16 protein-coding genes are annotated in these 17,246 nt (G+C 71.6%); 14 read left to right on the forward strand and 2 right to left on the reverse strand.

What is annotated here, in order from left to right:
• Positions 1-263: 263 nt before the first annotated feature.
• On the reverse strand, positions 264-1,910 hold the full coding sequence (locus ABZ854_RS27690) for a hypothetical protein (RefSeq protein WP_361215689.1): 1,647 nt from the start codon (positions 1,908-1,910) through the stop codon (positions 264-266).
• Positions 1,911-2,118: 208 nt separating this feature from the next.
• A complete protein-coding gene (locus tag ABZ854_RS27695; protein WP_361215691.1) occupies positions 2,119-4,329 on the reverse strand; it encodes an elongation factor G-like protein EF-G2 in 2,211 nt (736 codons plus the stop codon).
• Between the two features lie 262 nt (positions 4,330-4,591).
• Between ABZ854_RS27695 and pgsA the strand changes: the two genes are divergently transcribed.
• From pgsA to ABZ854_RS27765, 14 genes are all read left to right on the forward strand, one after another.
• Positions 4,592-5,320: a phosphatidylinositol phosphate synthase gene (gene pgsA, locus ABZ854_RS27700; RefSeq protein ID WP_361215694.1), complete on the forward strand. Its 729-nt coding sequence runs from the start codon at positions 4,592-4,594 to the stop codon at positions 5,318-5,320.
• Positions 5,317-6,225, forward strand: a complete 909-nt coding sequence (locus tag ABZ854_RS27705; protein WP_361215697.1) for a phosphatidylinositol mannoside acyltransferase — start codon at positions 5,317-5,319, stop codon at positions 6,223-6,225. Before pgsA ends, ABZ854_RS27705 begins: the two co-directional genes overlap by 4 nt.
• Complete coding sequence (locus ABZ854_RS27710; RefSeq protein WP_361215700.1) at positions 6,222-7,385, forward strand: glycosyltransferase family 4 protein; 1,164 nt, start codon at positions 6,222-6,224, stop codon at positions 7,383-7,385. Before ABZ854_RS27705 ends, ABZ854_RS27710 begins: the two co-directional genes overlap by 4 nt.
• A gap of 75 nt (positions 7,386-7,460) precedes the next feature.
• A complete protein-coding gene (locus tag ABZ854_RS27715; protein WP_361215703.1) occupies positions 7,461-8,003 on the forward strand; it encodes a hypothetical protein in 543 nt (180 codons plus the stop codon).
• Positions 8,004-8,142: 139 nt separating this feature from the next.
• Entirely contained in the window at positions 8,143-9,048 is a 906-nt protein-coding gene (gene pdxS / locus ABZ854_RS27720; RefSeq protein ID WP_129310226.1) for a pyridoxal 5'-phosphate synthase lyase subunit PdxS, read from the forward strand.
• A gap of 7 nt (positions 9,049-9,055) precedes the next feature.
• Positions 9,056-9,658, forward strand: a complete 603-nt coding sequence (gene pdxT / locus ABZ854_RS27725) for a pyridoxal 5'-phosphate synthase glutaminase subunit PdxT (RefSeq protein WP_361215707.1) — start codon at positions 9,056-9,058, stop codon at positions 9,656-9,658.
• Positions 9,659-9,714: 56 nt separating this feature from the next.
• Complete coding sequence (locus ABZ854_RS27730; protein WP_361215709.1) at positions 9,715-10,467, forward strand: YebC/PmpR family DNA-binding transcriptional regulator; 753 nt, start codon at positions 9,715-9,717, stop codon at positions 10,465-10,467.
• A 154-nt stretch (positions 10,468-10,621) separates the two neighbouring features.
• Positions 10,622-11,188, forward strand: coding sequence for a crossover junction endodeoxyribonuclease RuvC (gene ruvC, locus ABZ854_RS27735; protein WP_361215711.1), 567 nt, complete (start codon positions 10,622-10,624; stop codon positions 11,186-11,188).
• Positions 11,185-11,790, forward strand: a complete 606-nt coding sequence (gene ruvA / locus ABZ854_RS27740) for a Holliday junction branch migration protein RuvA (RefSeq protein ID WP_129310234.1) — start codon at positions 11,185-11,187, stop codon at positions 11,788-11,790. The genes ruvC and ruvA overlap by 4 nt, the downstream gene beginning before the upstream one ends.
• Before the next feature lie 25 nt (positions 11,791-11,815).
• Entirely contained in the window at positions 11,816-12,886 is a 1,071-nt protein-coding gene (ruvB, locus tag ABZ854_RS27745) for a Holliday junction branch migration DNA helicase RuvB (RefSeq protein ID WP_361215715.1), read from the forward strand.
• A gap of 175 nt (positions 12,887-13,061) precedes the next feature.
• Positions 13,062-13,604 carry a preprotein translocase subunit YajC gene (yajC, locus tag ABZ854_RS27750; protein WP_361215718.1) on the forward strand — a complete coding sequence of 181 codons (543 nt, stop codon included), beginning with the start codon at positions 13,062-13,064 and terminating at the stop codon, positions 13,602-13,604.
• 141 nt (positions 13,605-13,745) lie between these two features.
• A complete protein-coding gene (secD, locus tag ABZ854_RS27755) occupies positions 13,746-15,533 on the forward strand; it encodes a protein translocase subunit SecD (protein ID WP_361215720.1) in 1,788 nt (595 codons plus the stop codon).
• Positions 15,534-15,536: 3 nt separating this feature from the next.
• Entirely contained in the window at positions 15,537-16,661 is a 1,125-nt protein-coding gene (secF, locus tag ABZ854_RS27760) for a protein translocase subunit SecF (protein WP_361215723.1), read from the forward strand.
• A complete protein-coding gene (locus ABZ854_RS27765; RefSeq protein ID WP_361215726.1) occupies positions 16,658-17,197 on the forward strand; it encodes an adenine phosphoribosyltransferase in 540 nt (179 codons plus the stop codon). The genes secF and ABZ854_RS27765 overlap by 4 nt, the downstream gene beginning before the upstream one ends.
• Positions 17,198-17,246: the final 49 nt, after the last annotated feature.

The following is a 17,246-nucleotide window of genomic DNA, read 5'->3' on the forward strand; positions in this document are numbered from 1 at the left end:
GGCGCGTGGGCGCGACCAGGGGGGCGGCAGCGCCCCTGAAAGGGGCGCGGGGCTGTGTCGATGTGCGGCTCCGCCGCGTGGGCGCGACCAGCGGTGCGGCAGCGCCCCTGAAAGGGGCGCGGGGAACTGCGCGACAAGCCCCCACGCACCCGCGGACGAACTCGAAGGGCCGGACCCCGTCACGCGGGGGCAGGAAGGCGGCAGCCCCCGAACCGGCCGCCGAACCCACCCGCACCAAGAACAACCGCCGAACCGCCGGAGGCTCACGCGTCGTAGACGTCCGCCTTCCGCGGCGTAGGATCCTGCACCGCCCCGCTGAGGAACGCCGACCGCGTACCGAACTTCTCCGTGTTCACCCCGTTCTCGTCGAGGACGCGGATCGCCGCCGCGTGCACCACCCGCAGCACCGGCGTGGCTGCGCGCAGCGCGTCGTCGGCCATGAAGCGGTGCCGCCAGGGCTGGTCGGCCCAGGAGTGCCGCAGGCCGAACGGCTCGGGCAGGACGATGGAGCCGCCGAGCCAGTTGAGCGCGGGCGGGTACCAGGTCAGCGGGGCGCGCGCGGCGAGCCGTACCACCTCGTCGGTGCCGATCAGCGGCAGCGCGACCGTGCGGGTCTCCCAGGGCTTGAGGGACTTGGAGACCTCCTTGGTCGGCGCCTCCGGCTTGGTGGTGAACAGGGGGTTCACCGGGCCGAGGGCATGACCGGTGACCTCGATGCGGAGCGTCTCGTGCAGCACGGTCACCGTGATCAGCATGGTGATGACCAGCTGCCCGTCCCACAGGGTCCACTGCACGCCCAGGTAGTGCCGGTCGCCGCTGCCGAACTGCTGCTTGTTGCAGATCTCCTGTATCGCGTGCGTCTTGACCTGGAACACGTCGACGTCGGTGCCCTCGGGCCGGGACACCGCCTTGGCGTTCTCGCCGATCGGCGTGACGATCCAGTGCCGTATGGAGGGCCGGGGGAAGCCGCCGGTGTTCAGCGGGCCGCGCTCCAGCATGCGGAGCTGGTCGTGGATCGCCTTGACGACGTCCCAGCTGCGGAAGGGGTGGATCTCCCGGTCGGGGTCGGCCGGCACGAGGTCCTCGGCGAGCTGCCAGGAACCCCAGCGGGTGCCCATGCCGAGTATGCCCTTGGGGCCGGCGTAGAAGACGGAGTTGGACTGCTGTTCGGCGCTGAGCCGGGCCAGTGACTGGCGCAGCTGCTCGGCGGCGGTCTCGCCGGGGCTGCGCGGCACGGCCTCGGGGACCTTGGCGCCGACGCTGCTGCCGGACAGCAGGCCGTCCCAGCGGGCGCGCAGGTCGCCTGCGGTGCGTTCGCAGATCTGCTTGGCCCAGAACCAGCCGAGGACGGGGGCGACGACGGCCGCGCGCGCGTACCACCCCCAGAACCCGCCGAAGGGCATCTTCAGCAGGAAGAGGGCGGCGAGCACGCCGACGCCGAGGAGCAGGGCGGTGGCCAGCGTCCCGGCCCGCTTGTCGTCGCGTTTGGTGACGAGGGTGCGCAGCTGGAAGACGAGGAGCCAGCCCAGCATGCCGGGCAGGAAGAGCAGTCCGCAGAGCACGGTGACGGCGGTGAGCCGGTTGTCGCGTTCGCGGCGGATGTTGTTCGCGGCCAGGCAGTGCTCGACGACGACCTGGGGTTCGGCGCCGAAGGACTGGATGAGCGGTTTGCGGCCGGGGCCGAGCATGCGGTCGGCGACCGCGCGGGAGAACGCCTCGCCGAGGTTCGGCTTCAGCAGGTTCAGCCGGCCGGGCTTGAGGGTCGACTCGTGCCATTCGTTGTCGGCCTTCTTGATGTCCTCGAAGGCGTTGTCCCGGTAGGCCGCCGAGGCCAGCGCGAAGGTGGCCGCCTGGCCCTCGTCGCCGGAGACGGGCACCTGCGGCCCGTCCCACTCGGTTGAAAACGACATTCCCGCCCCCTCGCCGCCGGTGCTTCTGCGGCCTTCCCGACTTCCTCGCCCCGCACACCTGTTGACCGGTCCGTCGTACCGGTGTCGCACGAGTACGGCACCGTTGCGGCACGACGGGATCAGGTGATCAGCGTATCCGCAGCCGCCGACAGTCCGTCGGCGGACGGCCGAAGCCGCCCGCCCACGGGACACATCGAGCCGCGCCGGGCTACGGTTTCTCGCCCGCCTGTTCGCGGATCCGTTCGGCGATCTGCGGCGGCATGGGTTCGTGCCGCGCGTAGGAACGGCCGAAGCGGGCGGTGCCGTGCGAGATCGACCGCAGGTCAACCGCGTACCGGCCGATCTCGAACTCGGGCACCTCGGCCCGTACGAGGGTGCGCCCGGAGCCCACCTGTTCGGTGCCGAGCACCCGGCCGCGCCGGCCGGACAGGTCGCTCATCACCGCGCCGACGTAGTCGTCGCCCACCAGCACGGACACCTCGGCGACCGGTTCCAGCAGGTGGATCCGGGTCTCCGCCGCCGCCTCGCGCAGGGCGAGCGCGCCCGCGGTCTGGAAGGCGGCGTCGGAGGAGTCCACCGAGTGCGCCTTGCCGTCGAGCAGGGTGATCCGTACGTCCACGAGCGGGTAGCCGGCGGCGACCCCCTTGGCGGCCTGGGCGCGCACGCCCTTCTCGACGGAGGGGATGAACTGCCGGGGCACCGCGCCGCCGACGACCTTGTCCACGAACTCGATGCCGGACCCGCCGGGCAGCGGCTCCACCTCGATCTCGCAGATCGCGAACTGCCCGTGCCCGCCGGACTGCTTGACGTGCCGGCCGCGGCCGGCCGCCTTGTGCGCGAACGTCTCCCTGAGGGAGACCCGGTGGGGTACGACGTCGACCTGGACGCCGTAGCGGCTGCGCAGCCGTTCCAGGGCCACGTCCGCGTGGGCCTCGCCCAGGCACCACAGGACCACCTGGTGGGTGTCCTGGTTCTGTTCCAGGCGCATCGTCGGGTCCTCGGCGACCAGCCGGCCGAGCCCCTGGGAGAGCTTGTCCTCGTCGGCCTTGCTGTGGGCCTGGATGGCCAGCGGCAGCAGCGGGTCGGGCATCTGCCAGGGCTCCATCAGCAGCGGGTCGTCCTTGGCGGAGAGCGTGTCCCCGGTCTCGGCGCGGCTCAGCTTGGCCACGCACACCAGGTCGCCGGCGACCGCGTGGGAGACGGGGCGCTGCTGTTTGCCGAAGGCCATGGACAGCGCGCCGGTCTTCTCGTCGGCTTCGTGGAGGGCGCGGCCCTCGTGGCCGCGGTCGGCGAGCCCGTGCCCGGAGACGTGCACCGGCTGGTCGGGGCGCAGGGTGCCGGAGAAGACGCGGACCAGGGAGATGCGGCCGACGTAGGGGTCGGAGGAGGTCTTGACGACCTCGGCGACGAGGGGGCCGTCCGTGTCGCACGCCTTCAGTTCGCGCCGCTCGCCGTCGACGGTGGTGACGCCGGGCATCGGGTGCTCGAACGGGGTGGGGAACCCGCCGGTGACCAGTTCCAGCAGTTCGACGGTGCCGAGACCCTGCCGGCCGCCGTCGGCGGCGGGCGCGGCGGCCAGCACGGGGAAGAAGGTGCCGCGGGCCACGGCCCGTTCCAGGTCCTCGACGAGCGTCTTGACGTCGACCTGTTCGCCGCCGAGGTAGCGGTCCATGAGGGTCTCGTCCTCGCTTTCGGCGATGATCCCCTCGATGAGCCGGTCGCGGGCCTCCGCGATGCCGGGCAGCTGTTCCTCGCCGGGTTCGGACTCCTTGCGCTCGCCGGTCGAATAGTCGAACAGGCGCTGCGAGAGCAGCCCGATCAGCCCGGTCACGGGCGCGTGCCCGTCCGGACCCTGGGGGCCGTGCAGCGGCAGGTAGAGGGGGAGGACGGCGTCGGGGTCGTCGCCGCCGAACGCCTCCGCGCAGATCCGGGTCATCTCCTCGAAGTCGGCGCGGGCCGCCTCCAGGTGTGTGATGACGATCGCGCGGGGCATGCCGACGGCCGCGCACTCCTCCCACACCATGCGGGTCGAGCCGTCCACGCCGTCCGAGGCCGAGACGACGAAGAGGGCCGCGTCCGCGGCGCGCAGACCGGCCCTCAGCTCCCCGACGAAGTCGGCGTATCCGGGGGTGTCGAGCAGGTTGATCTTGATGCCGTCCGATTCGACGGGCACCAGGGAGAGCTGTACGGAACGCTGCTGCCGGTGCTCGATGTCGTCGTAGTCGGAGACCGTGCCGCCGTCTTCCACACGGCCCGCCCGGTTCACCGCGCCCGCGGTCAGCGCGAGCGCCTCCACCAGGGTCGTCTTGCCCGCTCCGGAGTGGCCGACCAGCACCACATTCCGTACGGACGCGGGCCGGTCGGCCGTCAGAGCCCTGCCGGCGGCCCCGGGGTGGTGTGTCTGTGCCTTGTCGCCCATGATCCTGCCTCCCGTGCACGGTGAGGTCACTGTGGGCGCGGACGCACTGGCTCCGCGGCGGTGCGGCTCCGGCGACGCCCGCGGTCCTTCGAGCTTTCCACTCCCGTCACGCCCCGTCCATACGACGGACGCCGGCCGTGCCGCGCGTGACGCCCCGTCCGGCGGCTTCGGGTGCCCGGCGGCCGGTCACGCGCGCGCGTGGCTACGATGGGCCAGCCAGTGGCCACCAGGGGCCGCGGCGACACCGACCGTCGGGAAGGCCATGCTGAACAAGTACGCGCGTGCATTCTTCACGCGTGTCCTCACACCGTTCGCCTCGTTCCTCATCCGCAGGGGCGTCAGCCCCGACACGGTCACCCTCCTCGGTACGGCCGGCGTGGTCGCGGGTGCGCTGGTCTTCTACCCCATGGGTGAGTTCTTCTGGGGCACGGTCGTCATCACGCTGTTCGTCTTCTCCGACCTGGTCGACGGCAACATGGCCCGTCAGCTGGGCCGGTCCAGCCGCTGGGGCGCCTTCCTGGACTCCACGCTCGACCGGGTCGCCGACGGAGCGATCTTCGGCGGCTTCGCCCTGTGGTACGCGGGCCGGGGCGACGACAACCTGCTGTGCGCGGTGTCGATCTTCTGCCTGGCCAGCGGCCAGGTGGTGTCGTACACCAAGGCGCGCGGCGAGTCGATCGGGCTGCCGGTCGCCGTCAACGGGCTGGTCGAGCGGGCCGAGCGACTGGTGATCTCGCTGGTCGCGGCCGGTTTCGCGGGCCTGCACAAGTTCGGTGTCCCGGGCATCCAGTGGCTGCTGCCGATCGCCCTGTGGATCGTCGCCGTCGGCAGCCTGGTCACGCTGGTCCAGAGGGTGGTCACGGTGCGCCGCGAGTCCGCCGAAGCGGAGGCCCAGGCACAGGCAGAGACCGACGCGCAGGCAGAGGCGGAGGCCGGGGGAGAGCCGGGGCCGGCCGGGCAGGCGTCGCGGGGGAGTGAGGCGGCGAAGTGAGCACCGTCGAACGGCTCACCGACACGCTGTACGGGCTCGGCTGGAGCACCGTCAAGAAGCTCCCCGAGCCGGTCGCCGTGCGGCTCGGCACCACCATCGCCGACCTCGCCTGGAAACGCCGCGGCAACGGTGTCCTGCGGCTGGAGGCGAACTACGCGCGCGTGGTGCCCGACGCCGGCCCCGAGCGGCTCGCCGAGCTCTCGCGCGCGGGCATGCGCTCCTACCTGCGCTACTGGATGGAGTCCTTCCGGCTGCCGGCCTGGAGCGCCGAACGGGTGCGCACCGGCTTCGACCCCAAGGACGTCCACCACCTCACCGACGGCCTCGCCTCCGGCCGGGGCGTGATACTTGCCCTGCCCCACCTGGCCAACTGGGACCTGGCCGGCGCCTGGGTCACCACGAAACTGGAGACACCGTTCACCACGGTCGCCGAGCGCCTGAAGCCCGAGACGCTGTACGACCGGTTCGTCGCCTACCGCGAGGGACTCGGCATGGAGGTCCTGGCGCACAGCGGCGCCTCCGCCTTCGGCACCCTGGCCCGGCGGCTGCGTGACGGCGGCCTGGTCTGCCTGGTCGCCGACCGCGACCTGTCCGCGTCCGGCGTCGAGGTCGGCTTCTTCGGCGAGCGCGCCCGGATGCCGGCCGGACCGGCGCTGCTCGCCCAGCAGACCGGCGCGCTGCTCCTGCCGGTCACCCTCTGGTACGACGACTCACCTGTCATGCGGGGACGCGTGCATCCCCCGATCGAGGTACCCGAGTCAGGTACGCGGGCCGAGCGGACGTCTGTCATGACACAGGCGCTGGCCGACGCCTTCGCCACCGGGATTGCCGACCATCCGGAGGACTGGCACATGCTCCAGCGGCTGTGGCTCGCCGACCTCGATCCGGCGAAGGGACCCTCGTGAGAATCGGGATCGTCTGCCCGTACTCCTGGGACGTGCCCGGTGGCGTCCAGTTCCACATCCGCGACCTCGCCGAGTACTTCATCCGCCTCGGCCACGAGGTGTCCGTGCTCGCCCCGGCCGACGACGACACCCCGCTGCCGCCGTACGTCGTCTCGGCGGGGCGCGCGGTCCCGGTGCCGTACAACGGCTCGGTGGCCCGGCTGAACTTCGGGTTCCTCTCGGCCGCGCGGGTGCGCCGCTGGCTGCACGAGGGCAAGTTCGACGTGATCCACATCCATGAGCCGACGTCCCCGTCGCTGGGCCTGCTGACCTGCTGGGCCGCGCAGGGGCCCATCGTCGCGACGTTCCACACGTCCAACCCGCGCTCGCGCGCGATGATCGCCGCGTACGCCATCCTCCAGGCGGCCCTGGAGAAGATCAGCGCGCGGATCGCGGTGAGCGAGTACGCCCGCCGCACCCTGGTCGAGCACCTCGGCGGGGACGCGGTGGTCATCCCCAACGGCGTCGACGTCGACTTCTTCGCGAAGGCCGAGCCGAACCCCGACTGGCAGGGGGAGACCATCGGCTTCATGGGGCGGATCGACGAGCCCCGCAAGGGCCTGCCCGTCCTGATGCGGGCCCTGCCGAAGATCCTCGCCGCCCGCCCGGGGACCCGGCTGCTGGTCGCGGGGCGCGGTGACGAGGAGGAGGCCGTCGCCTCGCTGCCCGTGGAGCTGCGATCGCGGGTGGAGTTCCTCGGCATGATCAGCGACGAGGACAAGGCGCGCTTCCTGCGCAGCGTCGACCTGTACGTGGCGCCCAACACCGGCGGCGAGAGCTTCGGCATCATCCTGGTCGAGGCGATGTCGGCGGGCGCCCCCGTCCTCGCCTCCGACCTGGACGCCTTCGTCCAGGTGCTCGACCAGGGCGCGGCCGGCGAGGTCTTCGCCAACGAGGACGCGGACGCACTCGCCGAGGCAGCCGTACGCCTCCTGGAGGACCCGGTGCGGCGGGCCGAACTGCGCGCGCGGGGCAGCGCGCACGTCCGGCGGTTCGACTGGTCGACGGTCGGCGCGGACATTCTCTCGGTCTACGAGACGGTGACCGCCGGAGCGGCGGCGGTCGCCACGGACGAACGGGGCCCGGGCCTGCGCGCCCGCTTCGGCCTGGCCCGGGACTGACCGCCGGGACTACCCCGCCGGTGCGGGACGAGTGCGTGACCGGCGCCCCGTCCCGCCCCGGTAGCCTTGCCGCCCGTGACCGCAACCCTCATCTGGATCCTCGTCGCGCTCGTGGCGATCGGGGTGTACCTCAGCTGGACGGCCGGACGGCTGGACCGGCTGCACGTGCGGATGGACGCCGCGCGGGCCGCGCTCGACGCCCAGCTGCTCAGGCGGGCCTCCGTGGCGCAGGAGCTGGCGACGTCCGGGGTGCTCGACCCGGCCGCGTCGATCGTGCTGTACGAGGCCGCGCACGCCGCCCGGCAGGCCGAGGAGGAGCACCGGGAGGTCGCGGAGAGCGAGCTCAGCCAGGCCCTGCGGGCGGTGTTCGAGGACCCGCGCCAGGTGGAGTCCGTCCGGGAGGCCCCGGGGGGCGAGGAGGCGGCCCGTGAGCTGGCCGAGGCGGTCCGCAGGGTCCCCATGGCCCGCCGCTTCCTGAACGACGCCGTGGGGGCCGCCCGCAGGCTCCGCGAGCACCGCAAGGTCCGCTGGTTCCGGCTGGCCGGCCACGCCCCGTTCCCGCTGGCCTTCGAGATGGACGACGAGCCCCCCACGGCGCTGGCGGAACGCGTCGCCTGAGCGCGCCGCTTTAGCCCCTTGACCGGCCACGGCGCTCAAAACGATCCACCGGCTTGTCATTGGCCCTTGCTGTGGCCTGGTCCTCTCGCGTTTCCTCGGTGGTGCAGAAAACCCTCTTTTCCCACCAGTGAGGTCACCCGTGTCCACCACCGAATTCCAGGCTCCCGAGACCGGCACCGCCCGCGTGAAGCGCGGCATGGCCGAGCAGCTCAAGGGCGGCGTGATCATGGACGTCGTCACGCCGGAGCAGGCGAAGATCGCCGAGGACGCGGGCGCCGTCGCCGTCATGGCGCTGGAGCGGGTCCCGGCCGACATCCGCAAGGACGGCGGCGTGGCCCGCATGTCCGACCCCGACATGATCGAGGGCATCATCGAGGCCGTCTCGATCCCGGTCATGGCCAAGTCCCGCATCGGCCACTTCGTCGAGGCCCAGGTGCTGCAGTCCCTCGGCGTCGACTACATCGACGAGTCCGAGGTCCTCACCCCGGCCGACGAGGTCAACCACTCCGACAAGTGGGCGTTCACCACCCCCTTCGTCTGCGGTGCCACCAACCTGGGCGAGGCCCTGCGCCGCATCGCCGAGGGTGCGGCCATGATCCGCTCCAAGGGCGAGGCTGGCACCGGCAACGTCGTCGAGGCCGTCCGCCACCTCCGCCAGATCAAGGGCGAGATCGCCAAGCTCCGCGGCTGCGACAATAACGAGATCTACGCCGCCGCCAAGGAGCTGCGTGCCCCGTTCGAGCTGGTCAAGGAGGTCGCCGAGCTCGGCAAGCTGCCGGTCGTGCTGTTCTCCGCCGGCGGTGTGGCCACCCCGGCCGACGCCGCGCTGATGCGCCAGCTCGGCGCCGAGGGCGTCTTCGTCGGCTCCGGCATCTTCAAGTCCGGCGACCCGGCCAAGCGCGCCGCCGCCATCGTGAAGGCCACCACCTTCTACGACGACCCGAAGATCATCGCGGACGCGTCCCGCAACCTCGGCGAGGCCATGGTCGGCATCAACTGCGACACCCTGCCCGAGGCCGAGCGCTACGCCAACCGCGGCTGGTAATCCCCTCATGCCGAACGAAGTCCCTGTCATCGGCGTCCTGGCCCTCCAGGGCGACGTACGGGAGCACCTCGTCGCCCTGGCCGCGGCCGACGCCGTGGCCAGGCCGGTAAGGCGCCCCGAGGAACTCGCCGAGGTCGACGGCCTCGTGCTGCCCGGCGGCGAGTCCACGACGATCTCCAAGCTGGCCGTCCTCTTCGGCGTGATGGAGCCCCTCCGCGCGCGCGTGCGCGCCGGCCTGCCCGTCTACGGCACCTGCGCGGGCATGATCATGCTCGCCGACAAGATCCTCGACCCGCGCTCGGGCCAGGAGACCGTCGGCGGGATCGACATGATCGTGCGCCGCAACGCCTTCGGCCGGCAGAACGAGTCCTTCGAGGCGGCGGTCGACGTCCGGGGAGTCGAGGGCCATCCTGTGGAGGGCGTCTTCATCCGCGCCCCCTGGGTGGAGTCCGTGGGCGCCGCGGCCGAGGTGCTCGCCGAGCACGACGGCCACATCGTCGCGGTCCGCCAGGGCAACGCGCTCGCCACGTCGTTCCACCCGGAACTGACCGGCGACCACCGCGTGCACGGCCTCTTCGTCGACATGGTGCGCGCGAACCGGACGCGGTAGTCCTAGTAGGATCTCCGAGTCGAGACAGAGATTGGTTACGCGAAGGAGACAGGCAGATGTCCGGCCACTCTAAATGGGCCACGACGAAGCACAAGAAGGCCGTGATCGATGCCAAGCGCGGCAAGCTCTTCGCGAAGCTGATCAAGAACATCGAGGTCGCTGCGCGCATGGGCGGCGTCGACCTCGAGGGCAACCCGACGCTCTTCGACGCCGTTCAGAAGGCCAAGAAGCAGTCGGTGCCGAACAAGAACATCGACTCCGCGATCAAGCGCGGTGGCGGCCTCGAGGCCGGCGGCGCCGACTACGAGACGATCATGTACGAGGGCTACGGCCCGAACGGTGTCGCGGTGCTCATCGAGTGCCTCACCGACAACCGCAACCGCGCCGCCTCGGACGTGCGCGTCGCCATGACCCGCAACGGCGGCTCCATGGCCGACCCGGGCTCGGTGTCGTACCTGTTCAACCGCAAGGGCGTCGTCATCGTCCCCAAGGGCGAGCTGACCGAGGACGACGTCCTCGGCGCCGTCCTGGACGCGGGCGCCGAAGAGGTCAACGACCTCGGCGAGAGCTTCGAGGTGCTCAGCGAGGCCACCGACCTGGTCGCGGTCCGCACCGCCCTCCAGGACGCCGGGATCGACTACGACTCCGCCGAGGCCAACTTCGTCCCGACCATGCAGGTCGAACTGGACGAGGAGGGCGCCAAGAAGATCTTCAAGCTGATCGACGCGCTGGAGGACAGCGACGACGTGCAGAACGTCTTCGCCAACTTCGACGTCAGCGACGAGGTCATGGAGAAGGTCGACGCGTAACGCGGCCGAGGGCTGCGCGGGTCTCACGGGCCGACGGGACACCCCGTCGGCCCGTCGCCGTACCGGGCGCGCGCCGTGCCGGGCACGGTTGCGGGGCGTTGTCAGTGGCAGCCGATAGCCTGCACGAACAGGCGGTCGACGGGAGGGGACAGCGGTGCGGGTGATGGGGGTGGACCCGGGTCTGACGCGGTGCGGCGTCGGCGTGGTCGAGGGCGTCGCCGGGCGGCCGCTGACCATGCTCGGCGTCGGCGTCGTCCGCACGCCCGCGGACGCCGACCTCAGCCACCGGCTGCTCGCCGTGGAGCAGGGCCTCGACGCCTGGCTCGACGAGCACCGCCCCGAGTTCGTCGCCGTGGAGCGCGTCTTCAGCCAGCACAACGTGCGCACGGTCATGGGCACCGCCCAGGCCAGCGCCGTCGCCATGCTGTGCGCCGCCCGGCGGGGCATCCCGGTCGCCCTGCACACCCCCAGCGAGGTCAAGGCCGCCGTCACCGGCAGCGGCCGCGCCGACAAGGCCCAGGTCGGCGCGATGGTCACCCGGCTGCTCAGGCTCGCCGCGCCCCCGAAGCCCGCCGATGCCGCCGACGCCCTCGCCCTCGCCATCTGCCACATCTGGCGCGCCCCCGCCCAGAACCGGCTGCAGCAGGCCGTGGCAACCAACCGCCTCCAGCAGGCCGCCGCCCGGCACACCGCCCACCCCACGAAAGGCCGTACGGCATGATCGCCTTCGTCAGCGGCACGGTCGCCGCACTCGCCCCCGACGCAGCGGTCGTCGAGGTCGGCGGCGTCGGCATGGCCGTCCAGTGCACTCCGGACACCCTGTCCACGCTCCGTCTCGGGCAGCCCGCGAAACTCCACACCTCCCTCGTCGTCCGCGAGGACTCCCTCACCCTGTACGGCTTCGCCGACGACGACGAGCGCCAGGTGTTCGAGCTGCTGCAGACGGCCAGCGGAGTCGGCCCCCGCCTGGCCCAGGCGATGCTCGCCGTGCACAGGCCGGACGCCCTGCGCCGCGCCGTGGCCACCAGTGACGAGAAGGCCCTCACCGCCGTCCCCGGCATCGGCAAGAAGGGCGCCCAGAAACTGCTCCTGGAACTGAAGGACCGGCTCGGCGAACCCCTCGGCGCCCCCGCGGTCGGCGCCCCGGTCACCCAGGGCTGGCGCGACCAGCTGCACGCGGCGCTCATCGGCCTCGGGTACGCCACCCGCGAGGCCGACGAGGCCGTCACCGCCGTCGCCCCCCAGGCCGAGGCCGCCGGCGGCACCCCGCAGGTGGGGCAGCTGCTGAAGGCGGCCCTGCAGACCCTGAACCGCGCACGCTGACCCCCCGACGATCGAGGCACACTCCATGAACTGGGACGACACGACCGGCACCCCCGCCCCCGAGCGGCTGGTGGGCTCGGTCGCCGACCGGGAGGACCAGGCCGTCGAGGCCGCCCTGCGCCCCAAGGACCTCGGTGAGTTCATCGGCCAGGAGAAGGTCCGCGAACAGCTCGACCTCGTCCTGCGCGCCGCCCGCGCCCGCGGCGCCACCGCCGACCACGTGCTGCTGTCCGGCGCGCCCGGCCTCGGCAAGACCACCCTGTCGATGATCATCGCCGCCGAGATGGGCGCCCCCATCCGCATCACCTCCGGCCCCGCCATCCAGCACGCCGGCGACCTCGCCGCGATCCTCTCCTCCCTCCAGGAGGGCGAGGTCCTCTTCCTCGACGAGATCCACCGCATGTCCCGGCCCGCCGAGGAGATGCTCTACATGGCGATGGAGGACTTCCGCGTCGACGTCATCGTCGGCAAGGGCCCCGGGGCCACCGCCATCCCCCTCGAACTGCCCCCGTTCACCCTCGTCGGCGCCACCACCCGGGCCGGCCTGCTGCCGCCCCCGCTGCGCGATCGCTTCGGCTTCACCGCGCACATGGAGTTCTACGAGCCGCACGAACTGGAGCGCGTCGTGCACCGCTCCGCCGACCTCCTCGACGTCGAGATCCGCCCCGACGGCGCCGCCGAGATCGCCGGCCGCTCCCGCGGCACGCCCCGCATCGCCAACCGCCTGCTGCGCCGCGTCCGCGACTACGCGCAGGTCAAGGCGGACGGCGTGATCACCCGCGAGATCGCCGCCGCCGCCCTCGCCGTGTACGAGGTGGACGCGCGCGGCCTCGACCGCCTGGACAGGGGCGTGCTGGAGGCCCTGCTCAAGCTGTTCGGCGGCGGCCCGGTCGGCCTGTCCACCCTCGCCGTCGCCGTGGGGGAGGAGCGCGAGACGGTGGAGGAGGTCGCCGAACCGTTCCTCGTCCGGGAGGGGCTTCTCGCCCGCACACCGCGCGGCCGGGTGGCCACCCCCGCGGCCTGGGCCCACCTCGGCCTCACCCCGCCCCGCCAGGCCGGCGGCGGAAACGGACAACAGGACCTGTTCGGGGCGTGACGGCTTCGTAACGGCGCGGGATTGGCCGGACCAGGAACCCTGGTGCCATGCTGAGCGTTGTTCCATGCGCGTGGACTCGCTTAGACTCCGCCGATGCCGCCCTTGCGGGCGGCGCCGACACACCCCCATCCAACAGGCCGCTCACCGCGCGGTCGCGCGAAGGAAATTCCGTCCTGTGAATATCTTGACCCTTCTCCCGTTCATCGTGCTCATCGCCGCCATGTTCCTCATGACGCGCTCCGCCAAGAGGAAGCAGCAGCAGGCCGCCTCCATGCGGAACGAGATGCAGCCCGGCTCCGGCGTGCGCACGATCGGGGGAATGTACGCCACGGTCAAGGAGGTCACCGAGGACACGGTCCTCCTCGACGCCGGACCGGGCGTCGAACTGCTCTTCGCCAAGAACGCGATCAGCGCCGTCCTCAGCGACGACGAGTACAACCGCATCGTCCACGGCATCGAGCACGACCTGAAGTCCGACGCCGACCTCGTCCCGGACGACGCCTCCTCCCTCACCGAGCCGCTCACCGGGACCGACGAGTCCGACGCCGCTGCCGCCGCCTCCGACGACAAGCCCGTCGACTTCGGTAAGAAGGACCCCGCCGAGGACAAGGCCGGGGACAAGGCCGCCGACGCCGACAAGGCCGACGTGACCGAGGCCGCCGACACCACGGCGGACGAACAGCCGAAGAAGACCGACGGCGACTCCGACGCGAAGTAGGCACGCCCCGGGGGACGCGGCGCGCCCCGCTCGCGCCCCGCGTACCCCGAGTGCGTCTGTTTCCCGCTGGGGAGCCCGACACCATGTCATGGCCGACCGCGCCGACCGGGCGCGGGGCGGCCCGAGAGGGAGTACGAGAAGGTGGCAGCACCTAAGAGGGGCCGGAGCGCGAGCGCCCAGAGCAAGCCAGGGCGCTCACTGGCCTTCATCCTGATCGCCATCGTGGCGCTCACCGGGGGAATGTTCCTCGCCGGAAGCACCACGCCACGTCTCGGCATCGATCTTGCCGGTGGTACGAGCATCACGCTCAAGGCGAAGGCCGACCAGGGGTCGGCGATCAACAAGGCCAACATGGACACCGCGGTCGACATCATGAACCGCCGTGTCAACGGTCTTGGCGTCTCCGAGGCGGAGGTGCAGACCCAGGGGAACGACCACATCATCGTCAACATCCCCAAGGGCACCAACTCCAAGCAGGCCGTGCAGCAGGTCGGCACCACGGCCAAGCTGTACTTCCGCCCCGTCCTGGCGCAGGGGCCCAGCGGCCCCGCCCCGTCGAGCCCCTCTCCGAGCGCCTCCTCCAGCGGCAAGACGTCGCCCAGCCCGTCGAGCAGCGCCTCGTCGAAGTCCGGCGAGAAGGCGTCCTCGTCCTCCACCGCGTCCCCGAGCAGCAGCACCGGCACGCAGGGCCGCGCGGTCACCGACGCCCTCAGGGCCGACGCCAAGAAGTCGCCCACTCCGTCGGGCAGCGCCTCGTCGACGCCAAAGACCTCGCCCAGCCCCTCGGCCTCCGGCGGCGCCTCCGCCGATGCGGCCAAGCTCCAGGCCGTGTACGCGGCTCTGGACTGCACCAAGCCCGACGAGCGGGCCAAGGTCGTCCAGAACACCAAGCCCAGTGACCCCATCGTGGCCTGCGGCGAGGAGAACAAGGTCTGGTCGAAGTACATCCTCGGCCCGGCCGCCGTGGACGGTACCGAGGTCAAGAAGGCCAGCGCGGTCTTCGACACCCAGGGAGCGTCCGGCTGGCAGGTCCAGATGACGTTCACCGGCACCGGGTCGAAGAAGTTCGCGGACATCACCGGCCAGCTCGCCCAGAAGCAGGGTGCGCAGACCGAGTTCGGCATCGTCCTCGACGGTGACGTCGTCTCCAGCCCCACCGTCCACGAGTCCATCACCGGCGGTCAGGCGGAGATCTCCGGCAGCTTCACCCAGTCCGAGGCGCAGAGCCTCGCCAACGTGCTGTCGTACGGCGCCCTGCCGCTCTCCTTCCAGAAGGAGACCATCACCACGGTCACCGCCGCGCTCGGCGGCGACCAGCTGCACGCCGGTCTCCTCGCCGGTGCGATCGGCCTCGCGCTGGTCGTGATCTACCTGGTGGCCTACTACCGCGGCCTGTCCCTCGTCGCGATGGCCTCGCTGGCCACGTCCGCCGCCCTCACCTACGTGCTCATGTCGCTGCTCGGCCCGGCCATCGGCTTCGCGCTGAACCTGCCGGCCGTCTGCGGTGCCATCGTCGCCATCGGTATCACCGCGGACTCGTTCATCGTGTACTTCGAACGCATCCGGGACGAGATCCGCGAGGGCCGCACGCTGCGCCCGGCCGTGGAGCGGGCCTGGCCGCGCGCCCGGCGCACCATCCTGGTCTCCGACTTCGTGTCGTTCCTCGCCTCCGCCGTGCTGTACATCGTCACCGTCGGCAAGGTGCAGGGCTTCGCGTTCACGCTCGGTCTGACCACCGTGCTCGACGTCGTCGTGGTCTTCCTGTTCACCAAGCCGCTGATGACGCTCCTCGCCCGCCGCAAGTTCTTCGCGGACGGGCACAAGTGGTCCGGACTCGATCCGAAGAGTCTCGGTGCCAAGCCTCCGCTGCGCCGTACCCGCCGTCCCGCCGGTCCCTCCGCCGGCCCTGTCGACCCGAAGGAGGCATGAGCGATGTCGAAACTCGGCAACCTCGGCGCTCGACTGCACCGCGGCGAGATCAGCTACGACTTCGTCGGCAAGCGCAAGATCTGGTACGGCGTCTCGATCCTGATCACCATCACGGCCATCCTCGGCCTGGCGGTGCGCGGCCTGAACCTGGGCATCGAGTTCCAGGGCGGCGCGGTCTACACGACGCCGCAGCACATGAGCGTCTCCGTGGCCCAGGCCGAGGACTACGCGCACACCGCCTCCGGCCAGGAGGCGATCGTGCAGAAGCTCGGCAACGGCAGCCTGCGCATCCAGATCGCCGGCATCGACACCGGCAAGTCCGACCAGATCAAGCAGGAACTGGCCAAGGACCTGAAGATCGACTCCAACAAGCTCGCCGCCGACCTGGTCGGCCCGAGCTGGGGTGAGCAGATCGCCAACAAGGCCTGGGAGGGCCTCGGGATCTTCATGGTCCTCGTGGTGATCTACCTGGCGATCGCCTTCGAGTGGCGCATGGCCGTCGCCGCCCTCGTCGCGCTGATCCACGACATCACGATCACGACCGGTATCTACGCCCTGGTCGGCTTCGAGGTCACCCCCGGAACGGTCATCGGTCTGCTGACCATCCTCGGTTACTCGCTCTACGACACGGTCGTCGTCTTCGACAGCCTCAAGGAGCAGACGAGGGACATCACCAAGCAGACCCGCTGGACCTACGCCGACATCGCCAACAAGTCCATCAACGGCACCCTGGTGCGGTCCATCAACACCACGGTCGTCGCGCTGCTGCCGGTGGCGGGCCTGCTGTTCATCGGCGGTGGCTTCCTCGGCGCCGGCACGCTGAACGACATCTCCCTGTCGCTGTTCGTGGGTCTCGCGGCCGGTGCCTACTCGTCGATCTTCATCGCCACGCCGCTCGTCGCGGACCTCAAGGAGCGCGAGCCGCAGATGAAGGCCCTGCGCAAGCGGGTGCTGGCCAAGCGGGCGCAGGCCGCGGCCGAGGAAGAGATGGTCGAGGCCCGCTCCGGCGGCGTCGCCGGCTCCGGCGGCGACGAGGACGACGCGGCGCCCGCCGTGGTCGGCCCGCGCAACCAGCCCGCGTCCCGTGGGCGCGGCCGTGGCGGCCGTCCCTCGGGGAAGCGCCGATGACCGACATCAAGGAGCTGCTGCTCAGCCGGATCCGCGACGTGGCGGACTATCCGGAGCCGGGAGTGATGTTCAAGGACATCACTCCGCTGCTGGCCGACCCGGCGGCGTTCACCGCACTCACGGACACCCTGGCCGGGATCGCGACGGACAGCGGGGCCACCAAGGTCGTCGGGCTGGAGGCGCGCGGGTTCATCCTGGGCGCCCCGGTCGCCGTCCGGGCGGGCCTGGGCTTCATCCCCGTCCGCAAGGCCGGCAAGCTGCCCGGGGCGACGCTGCGCCAGGCGTACGAGCTGGAGTACGGGTCGGCGGAGATCGAGGTGCACGCCGAGGACCTGACGGCCGGGGACCGGGTGCTGATCGTCGACGACGTGCTCGCCACGGGTGGTACGGCGGAGGCCGCGATCCAGCTGATCCGGCGGGCCGGCGCCGAGGTGTCCGCGCTCGCGGTCCTGATGGAGCTGGGGTTCCTGGGCGGGCGCGGGCGGCTGGCCGCGGCGCTCGGCGGGGCGCCGCTGGAGGCGTTGCTGCAAGTCTGAGCGGCGGGCGGGCGAAGCCGGGGCTCGGCCCCGGTTTCGCCTCCGGCCG

This window comes from Streptomyces sp. NPDC047028, from assembly GCF_040644095.1.
GTDB lineage: Bacteria > Actinomycetota > Actinomycetes > Streptomycetales > Streptomycetaceae > Streptomyces.

Excerpts from the sequence above, each read along its gene's own strand:
- ABZ854_RS27730 (WP_361215709.1), top strand. The coding sequence starts at position 9,715 with ATGTCCGGCCACTCTAAATGGGCCACGACGAAGCACAAGAAGGCCGTG.
- pgsA (WP_361215694.1), top strand. The coding sequence starts at position 4,592 with ATGCTGAACAAGTACGCGCGTGCATTCTTCACGCGTGTCCTCACACCG.
- ABZ854_RS27690 (WP_361215689.1), bottom strand. The coding sequence starts at position 1,910 with ATGTCGTTTTCAACCGAGTGGGACGGGCCGCAGGTGCCCGTCTCCGGC.
- ABZ854_RS27695 (WP_361215691.1), bottom strand. The coding sequence starts at position 4,329 with ATGGGCGACAAGGCACAGACACACCACCCCGGGGCCGCCGGCAGGGCT.
- ruvA (WP_129310234.1), top strand. The coding sequence starts at position 11,185 with ATGATCGCCTTCGTCAGCGGCACGGTCGCCGCACTCGCCCCCGACGCA.
- secF (WP_361215723.1), top strand. The coding sequence starts at position 15,537 with ATGTCGAAACTCGGCAACCTCGGCGCTCGACTGCACCGCGGCGAGATC.
- ruvB (WP_361215715.1), top strand. The coding sequence starts at position 11,816 with ATGAACTGGGACGACACGACCGGCACCCCCGCCCCCGAGCGGCTGGTG.
- ABZ854_RS27765 (WP_361215726.1), top strand. The coding sequence starts at position 16,658 with ATGACCGACATCAAGGAGCTGCTGCTCAGCCGGATCCGCGACGTGGCG.
- pdxT (WP_361215707.1), top strand. The coding sequence starts at position 9,056 with ATGCCGAACGAAGTCCCTGTCATCGGCGTCCTGGCCCTCCAGGGCGAC.